Origin of the sequence: Citrobacter sp. B72 (assembly GCF_016894305.1) — a bacterium.
Taxonomy (GTDB): Bacteria; Pseudomonadota; Gammaproteobacteria; order Enterobacterales; family Enterobacteriaceae; genus Citrobacter; species Citrobacter portucalensis.
In genome coordinates this window covers 2,519,802-2,536,082 of sequence record NZ_CP069801.1, presented here as the reverse complement: position 1 = coordinate 2,536,082, position 16,281 = coordinate 2,519,802, and the positions used below count along the sequence as shown (strand labels likewise).

General features: G+C 49.2%; 9 protein-coding genes and 1 pseudogene. 6 read left to right on the top strand and 4 right to left on the bottom strand.

The features are described 5' to 3' along the window. Nucleotides 1-108: 108 nt before the first annotated feature. Nucleotides 109-2,091 carry an alkyl/aryl-sulfatase gene (locus JQN59_RS12060; RefSeq protein ID WP_071692396.1) on the bottom strand — a complete coding sequence of 661 codons (1,983 nt, stop codon included), beginning with the start codon at nucleotides 2,089-2,091 and terminating at the stop codon, nucleotides 109-111. 243 nt (nucleotides 2,092-2,334) lie between these two features. Between JQN59_RS12060 and JQN59_RS12055 the strand changes: the two genes are divergently transcribed. Beyond that, nucleotides 2,335-2,721 (top strand): hypothetical protein, encoded by a 387-nt coding sequence (locus tag JQN59_RS12055; RefSeq protein WP_149607226.1) that lies wholly within the window; start codon nucleotides 2,335-2,337, stop codon nucleotides 2,719-2,721. A gap of 117 nt (nucleotides 2,722-2,838) precedes the next feature. Here the strand turns inward: JQN59_RS12055 and JQN59_RS12050 are convergent, their stop codons facing one another. Next, entirely contained in the window at nucleotides 2,839-3,468 is a 630-nt protein-coding gene (locus JQN59_RS12050; RefSeq protein ID WP_008784772.1) for a winged helix-turn-helix transcriptional regulator, read from the bottom strand. Between the two features lie 239 nt (nucleotides 3,469-3,707). Beyond that, nucleotides 3,708-4,895 carry an OmpP1/FadL family transporter gene (locus JQN59_RS12045; RefSeq protein WP_149607227.1) on the bottom strand — a complete coding sequence of 396 codons (1,188 nt, stop codon included), beginning with the start codon at nucleotides 4,893-4,895 and terminating at the stop codon, nucleotides 3,708-3,710. Between the two features lie 632 nt (nucleotides 4,896-5,527). On the opposite strand from JQN59_RS12045, the pseudogene JQN59_RS12040 reads away from it, so the two are divergent. From JQN59_RS12040 to JQN59_RS12020, 5 genes and pseudogenes are all read left to right on the top strand, one after another. Continuing rightward, nucleotides 5,528-10,861 (top strand): annotated as a pseudogene (locus JQN59_RS12040) (peroxidase family protein). Nucleotides 10,862-10,871: 10 nt separating this feature from the next. Next, complete coding sequence (locus JQN59_RS12035; protein WP_149607229.1) at nucleotides 10,872-12,611, top strand: type I secretion system permease/ATPase; 1,740 nt, start codon at nucleotides 10,872-10,874, stop codon at nucleotides 12,609-12,611. Next, nucleotides 12,611-13,939, top strand: a complete 1,329-nt coding sequence (locus JQN59_RS12030) for an HlyD family type I secretion periplasmic adaptor subunit (RefSeq protein ID WP_188110081.1) — start codon at nucleotides 12,611-12,613, stop codon at nucleotides 13,937-13,939. Before JQN59_RS12035 ends, JQN59_RS12030 begins: the two co-directional genes overlap by 1 nt. Before the next feature lie 134 nt (nucleotides 13,940-14,073). Then, nucleotides 14,074-14,361 (top strand): VF530 family DNA-binding protein, encoded by a 288-nt coding sequence (locus JQN59_RS12025; protein WP_032943454.1) that lies wholly within the window; start codon nucleotides 14,074-14,076, stop codon nucleotides 14,359-14,361. A gap of 12 nt (nucleotides 14,362-14,373) precedes the next feature. Continuing rightward, a complete protein-coding gene (locus tag JQN59_RS12020; RefSeq protein WP_032943455.1) occupies nucleotides 14,374-15,741 on the top strand; it encodes a glycoside hydrolase family 10 protein in 1,368 nt (455 codons plus the stop codon). Here the strand turns inward: JQN59_RS12020 and JQN59_RS12015 are convergent. After that, nucleotides 15,738-16,256: a hypothetical protein gene (locus JQN59_RS12015; RefSeq protein ID WP_071446395.1), complete on the bottom strand. Its 519-nt coding sequence runs from the start codon at nucleotides 16,254-16,256 to the stop codon at nucleotides 15,738-15,740. The two genes, JQN59_RS12020 and JQN59_RS12015, sit on opposite strands and share 4 nt — an antisense overlap. Nucleotides 16,257-16,281 lie beyond the last annotated feature (25 nt).

Here is a 16,281-nt window from a genome sequence, read left to right as displayed (position 1 = left end):
GCTTATGTATAGCAACTGCTATACAGTCTCGTACAACTCAATACTCTGATAAGCAACAATAAAAAACCCGCCAGTGCTGGCGGGTTATGGCATGGTTTGGCTCTAAAGTTAAGGCGTTACCATGTTAAACCAGAAATCAAAGCTATCTAAATACCCGAGGAACTCATCAAGCTTGGCATGATTGCCGGAAATTTGTACATCACCCTTCTCTTCTGCCTGTTTCAGCGATTCTTCCTTGAGAATGATTTTGTTCAACGTTGCACGGTTAAGTGTAATGGAGGCATCAGCGTTGCTGGCCTGTGCATCAGCGCTATGGTTAAGAACACCGTTTTCCAGTTCCAGTTTGTATTTACCGCCGTCAGCACCTAAATCGACGTTGAAGACTGCCTGCGCATTTGCCGCTTTTTCTCCGTTAATATGTACCGCGAGATAATCAAAGAACATCTCCGGCGACATGGCCTTAACGGTATCCGGGCTGGCGGTATTTGGCGTCGCGCCTTTTACCACACCGTTGCGTAATTCTTGTGCACCTGTCAGATAAAAATTACGCCATGGACCGGACTCAGCCTGGTAACCCATTTGTTCAAGGGCATCGGCTTCCAGATTACGGGCTTCTTTATTGCTCGGATCAGCAAAGACGATATTGTTAGTGACTTGCGCCACCCAACGGTAATTGCCCTGGGCGTAATCCGTTTTCGCTTTTTGCATGATTGCATCAGCGCCGCCCATATAATCGACATATTTCTTCGCGGCATCAACGGGCGGTAATTCATTCAGTGTTGCCGGATTACCGTTGAACCAGCCGAGGTAAAAGACATACGTTGCTTTCACATCATGGCTGACAGAACCATAGTATCCACGGCTGGCCCATGATTTTTCCAGACCAGACGGCAGTTTGAAGTTAGCGGCGATTTCGTCACGGGTCAGCCCCTGGTTAGCCATACGCAGCGTCTGATCGTTGATGTAACGGTACATATCACGCTGACTTTTCATTAACTTCACCACATTTTCATTACCCCAGGTCGGCCAGTGATGCTGAGCAATAATAATGTTTGCCTTTCCACCCCAGCGGCCAATAACGTCATTGATATATTTTGACCATGCCAGCGGATCGCGGATCTTCGCGCCACGTAATGAATAAGTGTTATGTAGCGTATGGGTGACATCCTCTGCAGCTTCGATCATTCCCTTCTCTTCTACATACCACAGCATTTCAGAAGGTGCTTCCGATCCCGGTGCCATCATGAAGTCATAGGTTAGACCGTCGATAACTTCTTTCTGCCCGGTGTGGGTAATATAGTTAGTGGGTTCAATCAGCGTCACCGTACCGGCGGAGGTTGTCGTCCCCAGACCCGCACCGACCTGACCTTTTGCATCCGGTTTCAGCAGATTGCCGTACATGTAACTGGCTCGGCGACTCATGGCGTTACCTGCCATAATATTTTCAGATACAGCTTCCTTCATAAAACCAGCCGGTGCATATACCTTCACTTTCCCGGATTTCACATCAGCGTCATCAATCACGCCGCGGACGCCACCGTAGTGATCAACATGGCTGTGTGTATAAATGACGGCAACAACGGGTCTTTTACCGCGATTCTTATAATAAAGGTCCATTCCTACTTTCGCGGTTTCTGCCGAGACAAGCGGATCAATGACCGTAATGCCCTCTTTCCCTTCCATAATTGTCATATTCGAGAGATCAAGATTACGGATTTGATACACGCCATCAGTGACCTGGAACAAGCCGCCAATATTGATCAACTGCGACTGACGCCACAGGCTTGGATTAACCGTGTCGGGGGCTTTTTCGCCCTCTTTGATAAAGGCATATTGCTGAGGGTCCCAAACAACATTTCCCTGCTTACCTTTAATCAATTCACTGGGAAGCGGAGCAATAAAACCTTTATGAGCGTTCATAAAATCGGTTTTATCAGTGAATGGCAATTGACCATATAAGGCGTCATTCGCACTTTTGGTCTGAGCAGTCGCATCTTTTGCCCCTTCCTGTGCCAATACAGGTAGTGATATTAATGATGTTGAACACACGCCAGCTAATGCCAGATAACTCACTAGTTTATTAAGTTTCATAAATCCTCACTAATAATATATTAGAAACCCTGCTGCTCTGATTGTTGAGAAGCTTCCGTAATACTGTGTTTATCAGGTTTCTATGATCTAATGCTCGTAGGCTAACATGATCTTATGAAACAATATAATGCAATGACATTTAATTTTAAATTTCATTTTGTTTTTATTTAAACAAAATAGCTGTAGACACCTGACTGTATAAAAAGATAATGGCTGGCATCCATTGTCTTTAGAACACTATATATGCGCACTCTCTATCTACTTCTCATCACTGGGATACTTTCTGGCTGTAATACTTCTCCCCCAAAGAAAGTTGTTAAAATCAATAAAATGGTGATCCCTGTTGTTCAGGCACAACCCGAGTCAAAATCAAGTAGTGACTCGGCATCCCTGTCCTTATACCAGGATAATAAACAGCAAATTGAAAACGTCGTGAGTTCGTTAAAAAATGAATATCTTCATGAGGTTAAGCCAAGAGAGATGTTTGACGTTCATAGCCAGGCATACCAGGTTTATGCTTCTTTAACCAAGCTCGAACAAATGCAGCAAATGAACAATTTTTATTATAAGGAGCATAATCAAACAGGACTGTTAAGCATTAATCAGTCCGTGAACTCTCTTATTGAATAACAAGAAATCCTCCTCAGAGAATGATGAGGAGGATTTTTTTGCGATTGATATATAGCATGCCACTATAATAGAATATTAAATTTAGAAAATCGATTTGTAACTTGTTTGTGGGTTTATTTAAAAGCGCTCAGGTAATTTATTGATGGAAGTAAGATACCCTCCGCGTTCAAAATCAATATACCCTCCTTTTTTTAACGCAGATACAACATTTAAAACACTGCTGCGCGATAAGTGGGTCCGATCCTGAATATAATCCAAAATAGAAACTCGCTTGCGCGTCTCTTCCGGCAACAAAATCATCTCTTCGAGGTGGTTACGTATCACTGAATAAGTACGCTGCTGTACGACTAAATCATCACGATAAAAGAGATAACCCGTATGATATGAAAGCACTGCCGCCGCATCTTCCCACAAGCCTTGTTGATGAAAGAGTTCTCGTGCTTTATCGGCATCAACGCGTAATAAGGTTGATTCAGCTTCAGCGCGCAATAAATGGCCGTGTACCGGTTGGATCATTTCGGCAATACCGAACAGATGGGGTTCATAGACGGTCACGATTAACAGACCATCAGAAGAACGTAAAATGGACAGCTCCCCTTGCAAAAAAAGGTAGAGTTGAGGCTTATTCTTGTATTTCCACATGATACGACGCCGCGGCACAACCTTCATCTTTTCTGCAATCGGTTCAAGTGCTTGCATTAAGCGTTGTATGCTTTGTTCTGGGCGTACCGGAGGTGAAATTTGCATAATCAAACCTGTATTATTTTGATCGAGAAAACAATATGCTTTTACCTATATTCCATGAAGGTAGTACAGATTCATATTAAAACCATAAATTGCTCAATAATAAAAGTACAAATTTATTTTTATTTAAACGAGCGTGAGTGATAAGACCACCAGCAGATGGTCGCCAGACACCGCCGGATAGATAATCCGCTATGGTGACTATTAACAATTCGTGAGATATTTAATCGGGAATAACGGCGCTAGAATTGATAGCTGTAGTTGACACTGGCAAACCATAACCACGGGTTCTTATATTGGCCTGCAAAGATATCAGATTTGACGTTGGACGACTGCATGTGCAAATACTCAACGGCAACGCCAATATTGCTGGCTGGCGTAATCTGGTACTGTGCACCGGTGGCAAGTCGCCATTCATCGCCGGTTGGCATCGAAAGCGCTACATCACTTTGCGATTTGTACGGTGAACTGTCATATGCAATACCGGCATTAATGCGCCACTGCTCATCGGGATGATATTGCACGCCCAGCGCTGTATGCCATGTATCTTTCAGACGATTATCACGATCGCTTTGCTGACCATTTATTGTAATCTGCGGGCTGCCAAACTGACTCCAGTCCTGCCAGCCAAGATCGCCCATCACTGACCACTGCCTGTTGATATCGTGAACCAGACTAAACATCACCTGCTGCGGAGCACGGACCTGTGTGGAGATCGGCAGATCATATCCAATATTAGGTATATTGGGAAAACGCGCTGTCCCGTCTATATTAAAATGATAATCAGTCTTGCTGGTCCAGGTTACACCCGCCCGAGTATTGTCAGTTATGTCCATTAATAACCCAAGGTGGTAATTCATCGCCCAGTCATGATCGCTTTGTTTCTCATCGTGGCCATCGACATCTCTGCTTAGCGACAGAAAACCATAGTTTAGCCCTGCAGCTGCGCCAACCGACACCTTATCACTTAGTTTCCATGCAACGGCGGGACTCAGCGTCATCGCAACCATGGTACTTTGTTTAATTAACCGAGCCCCTGCCCAGTTGCCGAAGTCGATACCTAACCCATAGTTGCCGTACAAACCCAAACCGGCAGAAACGGTATCACTCAGCCGTTGCGTATAAAACATGCTGGCATTGGGGAAAAGCGTCATTACATTACCGGGGCTTTGTCTGCCATCTGTCGTATTATTCAGCGTATAGGGAATATCTCCGCCCATCGCCTGTAATCCTCCGGTGACCATATGGTCAGGTAAACGAGTCATCCCCGCAGGGTTTGTTAACAGCGTAGAGGCATCCTGAGCACGAGCGGCCTGCCCTGCACCAGCCAGTGCGGTATCCTCCGTTCCGATTTCATAGAAATAGAGCGCACTGGCGTGATCGACCGATGAAAAGATCATCCCGGAGAGAAAAATTATATTTTTTTTCATTGTATTACCTGTTTGGAGAGGTCGTTCTTTACTAAACGTAGGGTCAGCTATCACACGGTATTGATTTATGCTAATAGCATAATCAGGCATCAGGAATGATGTCGTGTTAAATTTTATCCAATATTAAATTTTATAATTCAACACAACGACATCTTAAAAGTCGACTTAATGAGAACTCTTCTTAATAAGTGATTTGTCATAAATTCTAATGTAAAGAAATGAAAATTTAATCTTTTCATAAAAAAGTATGAGTGAAGTCGCCAACGGAAAAACCATAGTTATGATCATCACATAACTGTAATATGTGGTTTAAAAAGTAAAACCTTTACAGCCTTGAGGAGACCTTGTCTTCTCAAAACTTCGTGTCTCAAATATGTCTTTGATTTCAATGGGGCACGATGATCGTTAACCTCTAAAACCTAATATATAAGTGAGGTGAATATCTTATTGTGCTAACTAATCCTCAGGAGAATAACGCTAATCTGGTCATGGATACATCATTTTTAAAATATGGATTTTTAATCATGCAATAACAATCAGGTATCTGATACGACTCATTCTTCTGTCATTTTTTGTAAGCGGAAGAAAAGAGTGATGATAGCTAATACAGGTAAAGATAGGGGTAATGACTTATGGCCTCACAATATGACTTTACTGTCACCCTGCACGATCTTGCTTTTATTCTTAAGCAAATCAAAATATCCGAAGCGGCAACTAACCCAGATGGTAGCGTTAATGCTGAATTGCTTAGAGAATTAGTTTCCAGCCCGCTATTACCTTATGGACTTCGCACGGTAGATGGTTCATGGAATAATCTTCTACCGGGTCAGGAGTTATATGGCTCTGCCGACCAGACAATGCCGAGATTAACCGCGTTAAACTGGCAAGATGCGGACCAAATGACCAGTTATATCCAAATTGGTGGCACCGTTATTGATGCCGACCCACGTATTATTAGTAACTTAATTTCCGATCAAACGGCATCTAACCCAGCCGCACTGGAGGTATTTAACGCGTTAAAAGATGCTCCCGGCGGGGGGACTATTACAGGAGACGGAGAAACGTTATCCATTCCTAACCAGTCTCCCGATATCGGTCTCTCCCCTGCTTTTAACGGCTGGATGACCTTCTTTGGCCAGTTTTTTGACCACGGTCTGGATTTGATTCCCAAAGGAGGCAACGGTATCGTTTTCATTCCGCTACAGCCGGATGACCCTTTATATGTTGAAGGGTCGTCGACAAACTTTATGCTATTAACCCGGGCAACGGTGGATGAAAACCGAGAGACAGTAAACCTGACTACCCCCTTCATCGACCAAAACCAAACCTACACCTCCCATCCTTCACATCAGATTTTCATCCGCGAATACGTCATTATTGATGGGAAACCTGAGCCTACCGGGAATTTATTAGGCGGTGCGAACGGTGGACTGGCGACCTGGGCCGACGTTAAAAACCAGGCTGAAACTCTGCTTGGCATTAAACTCACCGATCAGGATGTGTTTAATGTTCCCCTGCTGGCTACGGATCGCTATGGTAATTTGATTTTAAGTGAAAATGGAAAGGTACAGATTGTTACCACCGGGGGACTGGTTGAAGCCAACGGCGGTCTGTTGCCTGAGGGAACATTCCGCACCGGCCATGCGTTTCTTGATGATATTGCGCATACTGCCGCGCCAAAAGCGGGTCTGCTGGCAGATGATGACACTGCGATTGGGGGCGAAGGAGCGCAACCGGCAGGAACCTATGATAACGAACTGCTCGATCGTCACTTTATTACCGGTGACGGGCGTGGGAACGAAAATATAGGTTTAACCGCGGTGCACGCCGTTTTTCACAGCGAGCATAACCGTCTGGTTGAGCAATATAAAACAACACTGCTGGAAACCGGTGATATCGACCTCATTAATCAGTGGTTGATGCCCAATCATCAAATCACGGAATTACCTGCCGATACCAGTACGCTGGTATGGAACGGTGAGTACCTATTCCAGGCAGGTCGTTTCTCCACGGAAATGCAATATCAGCACCTCGTATTCGAGGAGTTTGCCCGTACCGTACAACCCGCCGTCGATCCGTTTGTTTTCTCCAACACGGCGGATATAAACCCGATGATCTTTGCCGAGTTTGCGCATGTGGTTTACCGTTTTGGGCATTCAATGCTGACAGAAACCGTGGCGCGCACCGACATTGATATGCAAAGCGGCGATATTGACCTAATTTCAGCATTCCTGAATCCGGTAGCATTTAATCAAATCAACGGGGCCACCGTCACGGACGATCAGGCTATTGGCGCAATTGTGCGTGGTATGACGCGTCAGGTGGGTAACGAAATTGATGAATTTATTACCGATGCTCTGCGTAATAATCTCATCGGCCTGCCCCTCGATTTAGGCGCGCTTAATATAGCCCGTGGCCGTGACACCGCAATGCCGACGCTGAACCAGGCCCGCGAGCAGTTTTTTGCATTAAGCGGTGATAGTCAACTGAAGCCTTATACCAGTTGGGCTGACTTCACTACCTACCTGAAAAATCCCGCTTCAATCATTAACTTTATGGCCGCCTATGGTCAGCATGAGCTGATCCTCAATGCCACCAGCCTTGAAGGTAAGCGTGCAGCGGTAAACTTCCTGTTGTTTGGTGATGCTAACAATGCCCCGCCTGCGGATGCGATGGATTTCTTTAACAGTACCGGAGCGTGGGCAACCAAAGAGACCGGCCTGAATATGGTCGATTTCTGGATTGGCGGGCTGGCAGAGCGCAAAAATGAATTTGGCGGCATGCTCGGCTCAACCTTCAACTTCGTCTTTGAAACACAAATGGAAATGCTTCAGGACGGCGATCGTTTCTACTATCTGAGCCGCGTTCAGGGGCTGAACTTACTCAATGAACTGGAGGCCAACTCGTTTTCCGCGCTGGTAATGCGTAACAGCGATCTTGGCGATGAGGGATCCTCCCACCTGCCCGCAAATCTGTTCCAGACACCGGACCATATTTTTGAAGTGAACCGCGTGCTGCAAACGGAAATCGACCCGAAATGGGGAAATCCACTGAAGGATCTGCTCTCACCGTTGTTGGTGCGTCGTGACCCAGGTGCGGATGTTGACGGCGATAGTTTTGCCGATGGCGGGTATCTGAAATATACCGGCGATGGGCATGTGGTGCTTGGAGGGACGGCAGGCAATGATACGTTAATCGGCGGTAAAGGGATCGACAGTCTGTGGGGTGATGGCGGAGATGACCGACTGGACGGCGGCGACGAAGCAGACGTGGTCCATGGTGGTGACGGTGATGACATTATTACCGATACCGGTACGCCTGTAGGTGATGCGGACTTCCTGCACGGTGATGCCGGACATGACGTTATCTTCTCCGGTAACGGAAACGATCTGGTCTTTGGTGGCAGCGGTAGCGACTTCGTGGTGGTCGGCGAAGATGCACAGGAGGTCTTCTCGGGTCAGGATAACGACTTTGCGCTTGGCGGCTCGGGTGGTGATTTCCTGATGGGCAACGAAGGCGATGACTGGCTGGAAGGTGGCGACGGGTTTGACACGCTGGCGGGTGACAACTCTGAGTTGTTCTTCAACAGTACCATTATCGGTCACGATGTTCTTAACGGTCAGGGTAACGACACCGACTACGATGGCGAAGCCGGTGACGACATCATGGTTCAGGGCGCGGGGATCCAGCGCAATAATGGCATGGCCGGTTTCGACTGGGCTATCCATAAAGGCGACCCAAATGGCGCTAACTCTGACCTTGGGATCCCTATTTTTGTCAACCAGCAGGAGTTTATTCTACGCGACCGTTTTGATCTTGTTGAAGGGCTGTCGGGCTGGAAATACGACGATATCCTGACCGGGACAGAACAGCCGATAGGTACTGCGCCTGTTCAGGGCGTTCCCCTCTCTAACAACCTGACCCAGGAAGGTGCGGACCGGATCACCGGTTTACAGGCTATTCTCGGCGTAGAGCGTTCTACAAATCCGGACGCGGTGCTCCTGAACCCTGATGATGGTAGCGATATTTTACTCGGCGGTGGTGGTAGCGACCGCATTATGGGTAAAGCTGGTAACGATATCATTGATGGTGATGCATGGCTCAACGTGCGTATTGCCGTTACGGGTATGGCAGGACTCACCAGCGCCGAAGGAATGGCCGAACTGAAATCGTACATGCTGGCCGGCACGCTGAAACCGAATCAGCTGTCGATTGTGCGAGAAATCCTGCATGAAGGTAACGGCACGGAAACTGACGTCGCGGTGTACCGTGATGTTAGCAGCAACTATGTCTTTACCCGTATGGCAGACGGTAGCTTGCGCGTCGATCACGCCACGCCGGATGCCGCGCTGAACCTGAATGATGGCATCGATCGTCTGTTGAACATCGAAAAACTGGAGTTTGGCGATGGGAAGCAGCTGTGGGTGACGGCGCAGCAAGCGACGGGCGATCTTACCATCAGCAATCCTAACCCTTCGGTGGGCGACCTGCTGCGCGTCAACGTGGCGAACTTGCTGGATGGTAACGGCCTGGCGGCGGATGTGGCCATTACCATGACCTGGCAGGCATTCGTCAACGGCCAATGGCGAGATTAGGCAACCGGCGTTGAGTTCAGAGTGCCAGGCGCTATTCAGGGCGCACCGCTGCGTGTGGTAGCCAGTTTTAACGACCGCATGGGTGACGCTGAAACACTGGTGTCGGCACAAACTCAGGCGATCCTACCGCGAAATCAGGCCACGACTGGTGTGCCGGTAATTAACGACCTCACCCCAACTGAAAGCCTGACGCTGACCGCGGTGGTTTCAGGCATTGCTGACGCCGATGGTCTGAGCGGCGGTAATTTCACTTATCAATGGAGAATGAGTTCGCCAACCGGATTCGTCAACATTAACGGCGCGACTTCCGCCACCTATACGCCGGGTCAGGCTATGGTTGGCAGAACGTTGCAGGTGGTCGTTACCGTCGTCGACGATGAAGGCAACCCCCCTGTTGTTCTGACGTCGACCACCACACAACCTGTGGGCGATCTGATTGTGGGTACCAACGGGGCTAACACCCTCGTCGGTACTGCCTGGAGCGATATCCTACGCGGTGAAGGCGGTAATGACACCTTACTCGGCGGTGCAGGTGACGATCTGCTCATTGGCGGTGCGGGAAACGACAACCTCTCTGGTCAGGCGGGGCAAGATATTCTGCAAGGTGATGCCGGTAATGACACGCTTGATGGCGGGCTTGGTGCCGACAGTATGACCGGCGGCGCGGGCGATGATACCTACATCGTTGATGATTTCGGTGATGTAGTTATCGAAGGTGTGAATGGCGGCACGGACGTTGTCCGAACCAACCTCAGCAGCTACGACCTCACCGATAACGTGGAAGAACTGGTATTTACCGGCAGCGGTAGTTTTATCGGTACCGGTAATGCCATTGCGAACACCATTACGGGAGGGACCGGTAACGACTATCTGTTCGGCATGGGCGGTAACGACCAGTTGTTTGGTGGTATCGGGAATGACTTCCTCGATGGCGGAGATGGCGCTGATAACCTGCAAGGCGGAGTTGGTAACGACGTCATGATTGGCGGTGCGGGCGCGGATACCCTCTCCGGCGGTAGCGGGGACGATATTCTCAATGGTCAGGAAGGTAACGACATTCTGGACGGTGGTGCCGGTAGCGATATCTTTGCCTTTGGCGCCAACTTTGGGCAGGACCGAATTACCGGTTTTGACAGTAACCCCAACGGCGGGCAGGACTTCCTTGATCTCGTCTTGTTAGGTATCAACGCGGGTAATTTTGCCAGCAGCGTGTCTATCACCGGAAACAATGGCAACACCATTGTGACTATCGGTACAGATACCATCACATTGGTGGGCGTCAACTCAACCACCGTGAATATTGGTGACTTTTATCTGGAAATGCCCACCACCCTTGCCAGCAACAATGGCAATAGTTCATTGATCGTATAAGGAGAAGACTATGTCGCGCCAGCATACGCCAACAGAACTGAATGATGCATTAAAAGGAACGAAACCCACTTTTCTGATGCTGTTGTTTTTTAGTTGTGTGATTAATATGCTTATGCTGGCGCCGGCAATTTATATGCTACAAGTATACGACCGCGTGCTGGTGAGTAAAAATACCACCACGCTGTTAATGCTAACCTTATTGATTGTCGGCTTGTACATCGTTATAGCCATGATTGAATCCGCCCGCGCGCAGGTCATGGTCAGGCTTGGCAACCGGCTGGATATAAAGCTAAGCCAGTTAGTCTTTAACGCGGCATTTAAAAGAAAGATGGTTACCGGCGATAACAACCCGGCGCAATCTTTAGCCGAACTGGATCAGCTCCGTCAGTTTCTTTCCGGGAATAGTCTGTTCGCTCTGCTGGATATTCCCTGGACGCCGATATATCTGTTCATCGCTTTTTTGGTCCATCCCCTGCTGGGATACCTTTCTCTCGGCGGAATAACGTTATTATTTATTCTGGCGCTGGTCTCGGAAATCTCTACCAAACGCCCGATTCAGCAAGCGCACGCCTTAACCATTAACAATGCCAGCAAACTGAATAAACAGCTGCAAAACGCCGATGCCATTGAGGCGATGGGAATGCTCTCGACCCTGAAGTCCAACTGGCAGGAGCAGCATAACAAAGTGCTGGCGCTACAAACGCAGATTGCTGACAAAACGGCCGGGTTGAGCAGCCTCAGCCGCTTTGTGCGGGTGTTGCTGCAATCTATTGCGCTGGGTGCCGGGGCTTTACTGGTGATCGGTGGCCATATTACTCCGGGCTTGATGATCGCCGCCTCGATCATTCTTGGCCGCGTCCTCAACCCGGTAGAACAAGTTATTGGCAGCTGGAAGCAGTTCGTGCAGTTTCGTAGCGCGTGGCATCAGCTCTCAACCTTGCTGAAGGAGTATCCGGCACCGAAAGAGGTACTGACCCTGCCGCGTCCGAACGGCAACATCAGCGTCGAAAGCGTCTTCGCCGCAGCTCCCGGCCAGCCTTCCCCGCTACTGCGTAATATCGCATTCCAGCTGGAGCAAGGTGAAGTCCTGGGGATTATCGGCCCCTCAGCCTCAGGGAAAACCTCGCTGGCAAAGGTTCTGGTTGGTGTCTGGAAACCGTTATCAGGGAAAGTCAGATTAGACGGCGCAGATATTTGTCAGTGGGATAAAGCGCTGCTAGGCCCGTCTATTGGCTATCTGCCGCAGGATGTAGAACTGTTTGACGGTACCATCGCGCAAAACATTGCCCGTTTCGCGCAGAATGACAGTGAGCTTATCGTCGCCGCCGCCTTACTGGCAGGCGTTCATGAGATGATCCTGCGCTTGCCACAAGGTTATGACACGCTGTTGGGCGCAGGCGGATACCAGCTCTCTGGCGGGCAGCGACAGCGTATCGGGCTGGCTCGCGCCGTTTACAACAACCCTGCGTTTATCGTGCTTGATGAACCGAATGCCAATCTTGACGACGCGGGGGAATTCGCACTCGTTAAAGCCATCAATACCCTTCGTACACAGGGACAAACTACCGTCATTATCTCACACCGCCCGACGCTGCTCGGCGTGGTCAATAAGGTTTTGCTGCTTAACGATGGCGCCATACAGGAGTTTGGTACCCGCGATCAGGTTTTTGCCCATTTGCGTCAGGCCAACGTACTGAAACCGGTGGCTACGCCTTCTCCATCCACGACTGAACAGCAACGTGAGGCCTGATGATGAAAAAGAATCCCCACAATACGGCATCTGCTGGCGTAGATACCAATATCTGGTCGCCGATTATCCGGGGCGTGATCGTCATTGTGCTTGGTGTCGGTAGTTTTATCCTCTGGGCAGTGCAAGCTCCGTTAGATGCGGGCGTGGTCGCTGATGGTACGGTAACCGTATCGAGTAACCGCAAAACCATTCAGCATCTGAGCGGCGGTCGGGTAACGGATATCTTTATCAAAGAAGGCGACTTCGTGAAGAAAAATCAGGTTCTCGTCCGGTTGGATAAAATGCAGCTCGAAATGCGTTTTAGCGCGTTAAATGCCCAGTATATTTCTGCAAAAAGTATCGAAGATCGTCTGTTGGCAGAACGCGATGGCCTGGAAGCGATCCGCTTTAATACGACGCTGACGCAGCAATTCTCTGGCAATAAACGGCTGACAGAAGTCAGAAATCTGCAGGCCAAGCTTTTCGATACGCGTCGCAAAACGATTCAGGACGAACTGTCGATGATTGAGGAGACGCTCGATGGTCTGGTTGGGCAAACGGATAATCTCAATAAAATAAAAGGCTATCGCGACCACCAGTTTTCTCTGATTAACCGGGAGTTGGGGGCTATTCGCGCGCTGAGCGAAAAGAATTATTACCCCAAAGCGCAATTACTGGTGCTGGAGCGCGAGGCGGCTGAAATATCTGGCAGCGTTTCAGAAGATATTCTTAACATTGCCAAACTGAAATCGCAGCAAAACGAATTAAAAATTAAAGCCTACCAGGTGCGTCATCAATATTTACGTGAAGTTGAGTCTGAACTGACGGAAAACCAAAAAGAAGTGGCGATGCTGGAGGATGAACTGGTGTCCATCCGTCACGAGCTGGATAACACCGAGATCCGCTCACCGATTAACGGTATCGTGCTGGATGTTAAAGTCAGTACCGTGGGCGGCGTCATTCAACCCGGCGAACATCTTATGGATATTGTCGCCGCCGGACAACCCATGCAAATTGATGCCAAAATACCCGTGCATGCCATTGATAAACTAGTCCCCGGCTTAACCGTTGATGTGCTTTTCCCTGCCCTTAACCATGCCCTGTTGCCGTCGGTTCCGGCCCGGGTTCTGACTATCTCGGCGGACCGCTTAATTGATGAAGCCACTCAGCAGCCTTACTACCTTGCGGAAGTACAGGTTTCAGCAGAGGGCGCGCGTTTGCTGGGCGATTACAAAATTAAAGCGGGAATGCCTGCCAGCGTGACGATCAAGACCGGTGAGCGAACCCTGATGAGTTACCTGTTTAAACCGTTGATTGCCCGTCTGGAACTGGCTTTTAAAGAGTATTGAGCCATCCATTGCCGGTATGGCGTACGGCTTGTCGCGCCATACCGTTTTCTGCCGTTGCTGGCAGCTTTGCTTTCTTGTAACCTTCTTTCCGTCTCACTACTGACAAAATCTGGAACCACTGAACTGGACTTCATATGAATGCTCATATTTCTAAAGACCCTTTACATGGCGTAACGCTTGAAATGCAGGTCAATGCCCTGGTTGAACGTTATGGTTGGGCTGAACTGGCGCAACGCATTAATATCAACTGCTTTAAAAATGAACCGAGCGTTAAATCCAGTCTGAAGTTTCTGCGCCGTACGCCGTGGGCGCGGGCAGAAGTTGAAGCGCTGTACCTTGATTCGCTGCATGACCTGGCCTCAAACAACACCCCCGAACCGGCCTTCGATCCCTGGGCTAACAGCCGCAATAAAAAGAAATAAGAGCAAAATCAGATGGCAGCATCCGGTTTCTTTTCAGGAAATTATCAGAAAAAACTGGCGAAGATTCTCGCCCGTTCTCGTGCCAGACTACCGCTGACCAACATGAAATGGTTTGCTGTACTCGTAGGCAGTATGTTGTTACTGGGCAGCTGTTCTTCACAACCGCCTGGCCCCAAAACCACTCCGCTACCTCCGGTGAGCAAACCACAGCAGAGCAAGGAGCCAGTGCGCGGGATCTGGCTGGCGACAGTTTCACGTCTAGACTGGCCACCTATCTCATCCGTGAACATCAGTTCGCCTGCCGTACGCATCAGCCTGCAGCAAAAAGCGCTGACGGATAAGCTGGACAACCTGAAACGGCTTGGTATTAACACCGTTTTTTTCCAGGTTAAGCCCGATGGGACCGCATTGTGGAAGTCAAAGATTCTACCGTGGTCAGATACCCTGACCGGTACGATTGGCCAGGATCCGGGTTACGATCCGCTGCAGTTTATGCTCGATGAAGCGCATAAACGCGGAATGAAAGTTCATGCCTGGCTTAACCCCTACCGTGTTTCCGTGAACACCAAACCTTCGACGGTCACTGAATTAAACAGCACGCTGTCACAGACGCCGTCCAGCGTATACGTCCTGCATCGGGACTGGATCCGCACTGCGGGCGAGCGTTTTGTGTTAGACCCCGGTATTCCCGACGTGCGCGACTGGATCACCAGCATCGTGGCGGAAGTGGTTGAGAATTACCCGGTTGATGGCGTGCAGTTTGATGATTACTTCTATACCGAATCTCCCGGCTCTGCGCTCAACGACAGCCAGACCTTCAGAAGATACGGCCAGGGATTCGCTTCCAAGGCTGACTGGCGTCGCGATAACACGCAACGGCTGATTGCCCAGGTATCGCGGACCATCAAGAAACTCAAGCCTGAGGTTGAATTCGGCGTCAGTCCTGCGGGCGTGTGGCGCAACCGTTCGCACGATCCAGCGGGCTCCGACACGCGCGGCGCGGCAGCGTATGATGAGTCGTATGCAGACACCCGCCGTTGGGTGCAACTAGGTTTGCTGGATTACATTGCACCGCAACTCTACTGGCCTTTTGCCCGCGACGCAGCGCGTTACGATGTACTGGCAAAATGGTGGGCAGATGTCGTGAAATCAACCAACACCCGCCTCTACATTGGTGTAGCGCTGTATAAAGTTGGTGAACCATCGAGAAAAGAGCCAGACTGGACGGTAAAAGGCGGTGTGCCGGAACTGAAAAAGCAGCTCGATTTAAACGAATCCGAACCGTACATCAACGGCACGATCCTGTTTCGCGAAGATTATCTTAATCAACCGCAAACGCAGGAAGCCGTGACCTATATTCGTAATCGTTGGGGACGTTAATAGTTGTCCTGAGTGGGAAGTCTGAGCCAGACGCTCACGTAGCGGGTAAATTTCCCCACAAAAACGCCGGCGAACATGCCGCCTGTAATGATAGCCAGAGCGCTCATTGCGGGTTGACGTAAAACGTCGGGAGCAATGGCGTTAAGTACGCCAAGAACGTACTTAACGCCGAATGCCAGCAACATAAATGGCAATGCGGAATAATCTGCCGGACGATGAATACTCCGCGGTGCGCTACTGCGGCTCAAACGGTCTGGGTTAATTAATATGTAGCCAATTATCGCGCCGCTGATAATACCTATCGTCCACTGGATATAGGTAATGAGGGTCGGGTCGCGATAAGTGATTAAATCGTAGATATCCCAGAACAGAAAAATAGCCGGGATCAGCGCCAGCTTTTCCAGCGTGACGGTGGCGGGTGTTCTGGCTTTAATCCCTCTGTAAAGTAGAAAGGCAAACAGCAGATACACCCAAACTGGCGTGTGTTCCAGCATACCCAAGACAAATTCAGCCATAACATTGCCCCGCTCAGATTTAATT

Excerpts from the sequence above, each read along its gene's own strand:
- JQN59_RS12060 (WP_071692396.1), bottom strand. The coding sequence starts at position 2,091 with ATGAAACTTAATAAACTAGTGAGTTATCTGGCATTAGCTGGCGTGTGT.
- JQN59_RS12055 (WP_149607226.1), top strand. The coding sequence starts at position 2,335 with ATGCGCACTCTCTATCTACTTCTCATCACTGGGATACTTTCTGGCTGT.
- JQN59_RS12050 (WP_008784772.1), bottom strand. The coding sequence starts at position 3,468 with ATGCAAATTTCACCTCCGGTACGCCCAGAACAAAGCATACAACGCTTA.
- JQN59_RS12045 (WP_149607227.1), bottom strand. The coding sequence starts at position 4,895 with ATGAAAAAAAATATAATTTTTCTCTCCGGGATGATCTTTTCATCGGTC.
- JQN59_RS12035 (WP_149607229.1), top strand. The coding sequence starts at position 10,872 with ATGTCGCGCCAGCATACGCCAACAGAACTGAATGATGCATTAAAAGGA.
- JQN59_RS12030 (WP_188110081.1), top strand. The coding sequence starts at position 12,611 with ATGATGAAAAAGAATCCCCACAATACGGCATCTGCTGGCGTAGATACC.
- JQN59_RS12025 (WP_032943454.1), top strand. The coding sequence starts at position 14,074 with ATGAATGCTCATATTTCTAAAGACCCTTTACATGGCGTAACGCTTGAA.
- JQN59_RS12020 (WP_032943455.1), top strand. The coding sequence starts at position 14,374 with ATGGCAGCATCCGGTTTCTTTTCAGGAAATTATCAGAAAAAACTGGCG.
- JQN59_RS12015 (WP_071446395.1), bottom strand. The coding sequence starts at position 16,256 with ATGGCTGAATTTGTCTTGGGTATGCTGGAACACACGCCAGTTTGGGTG.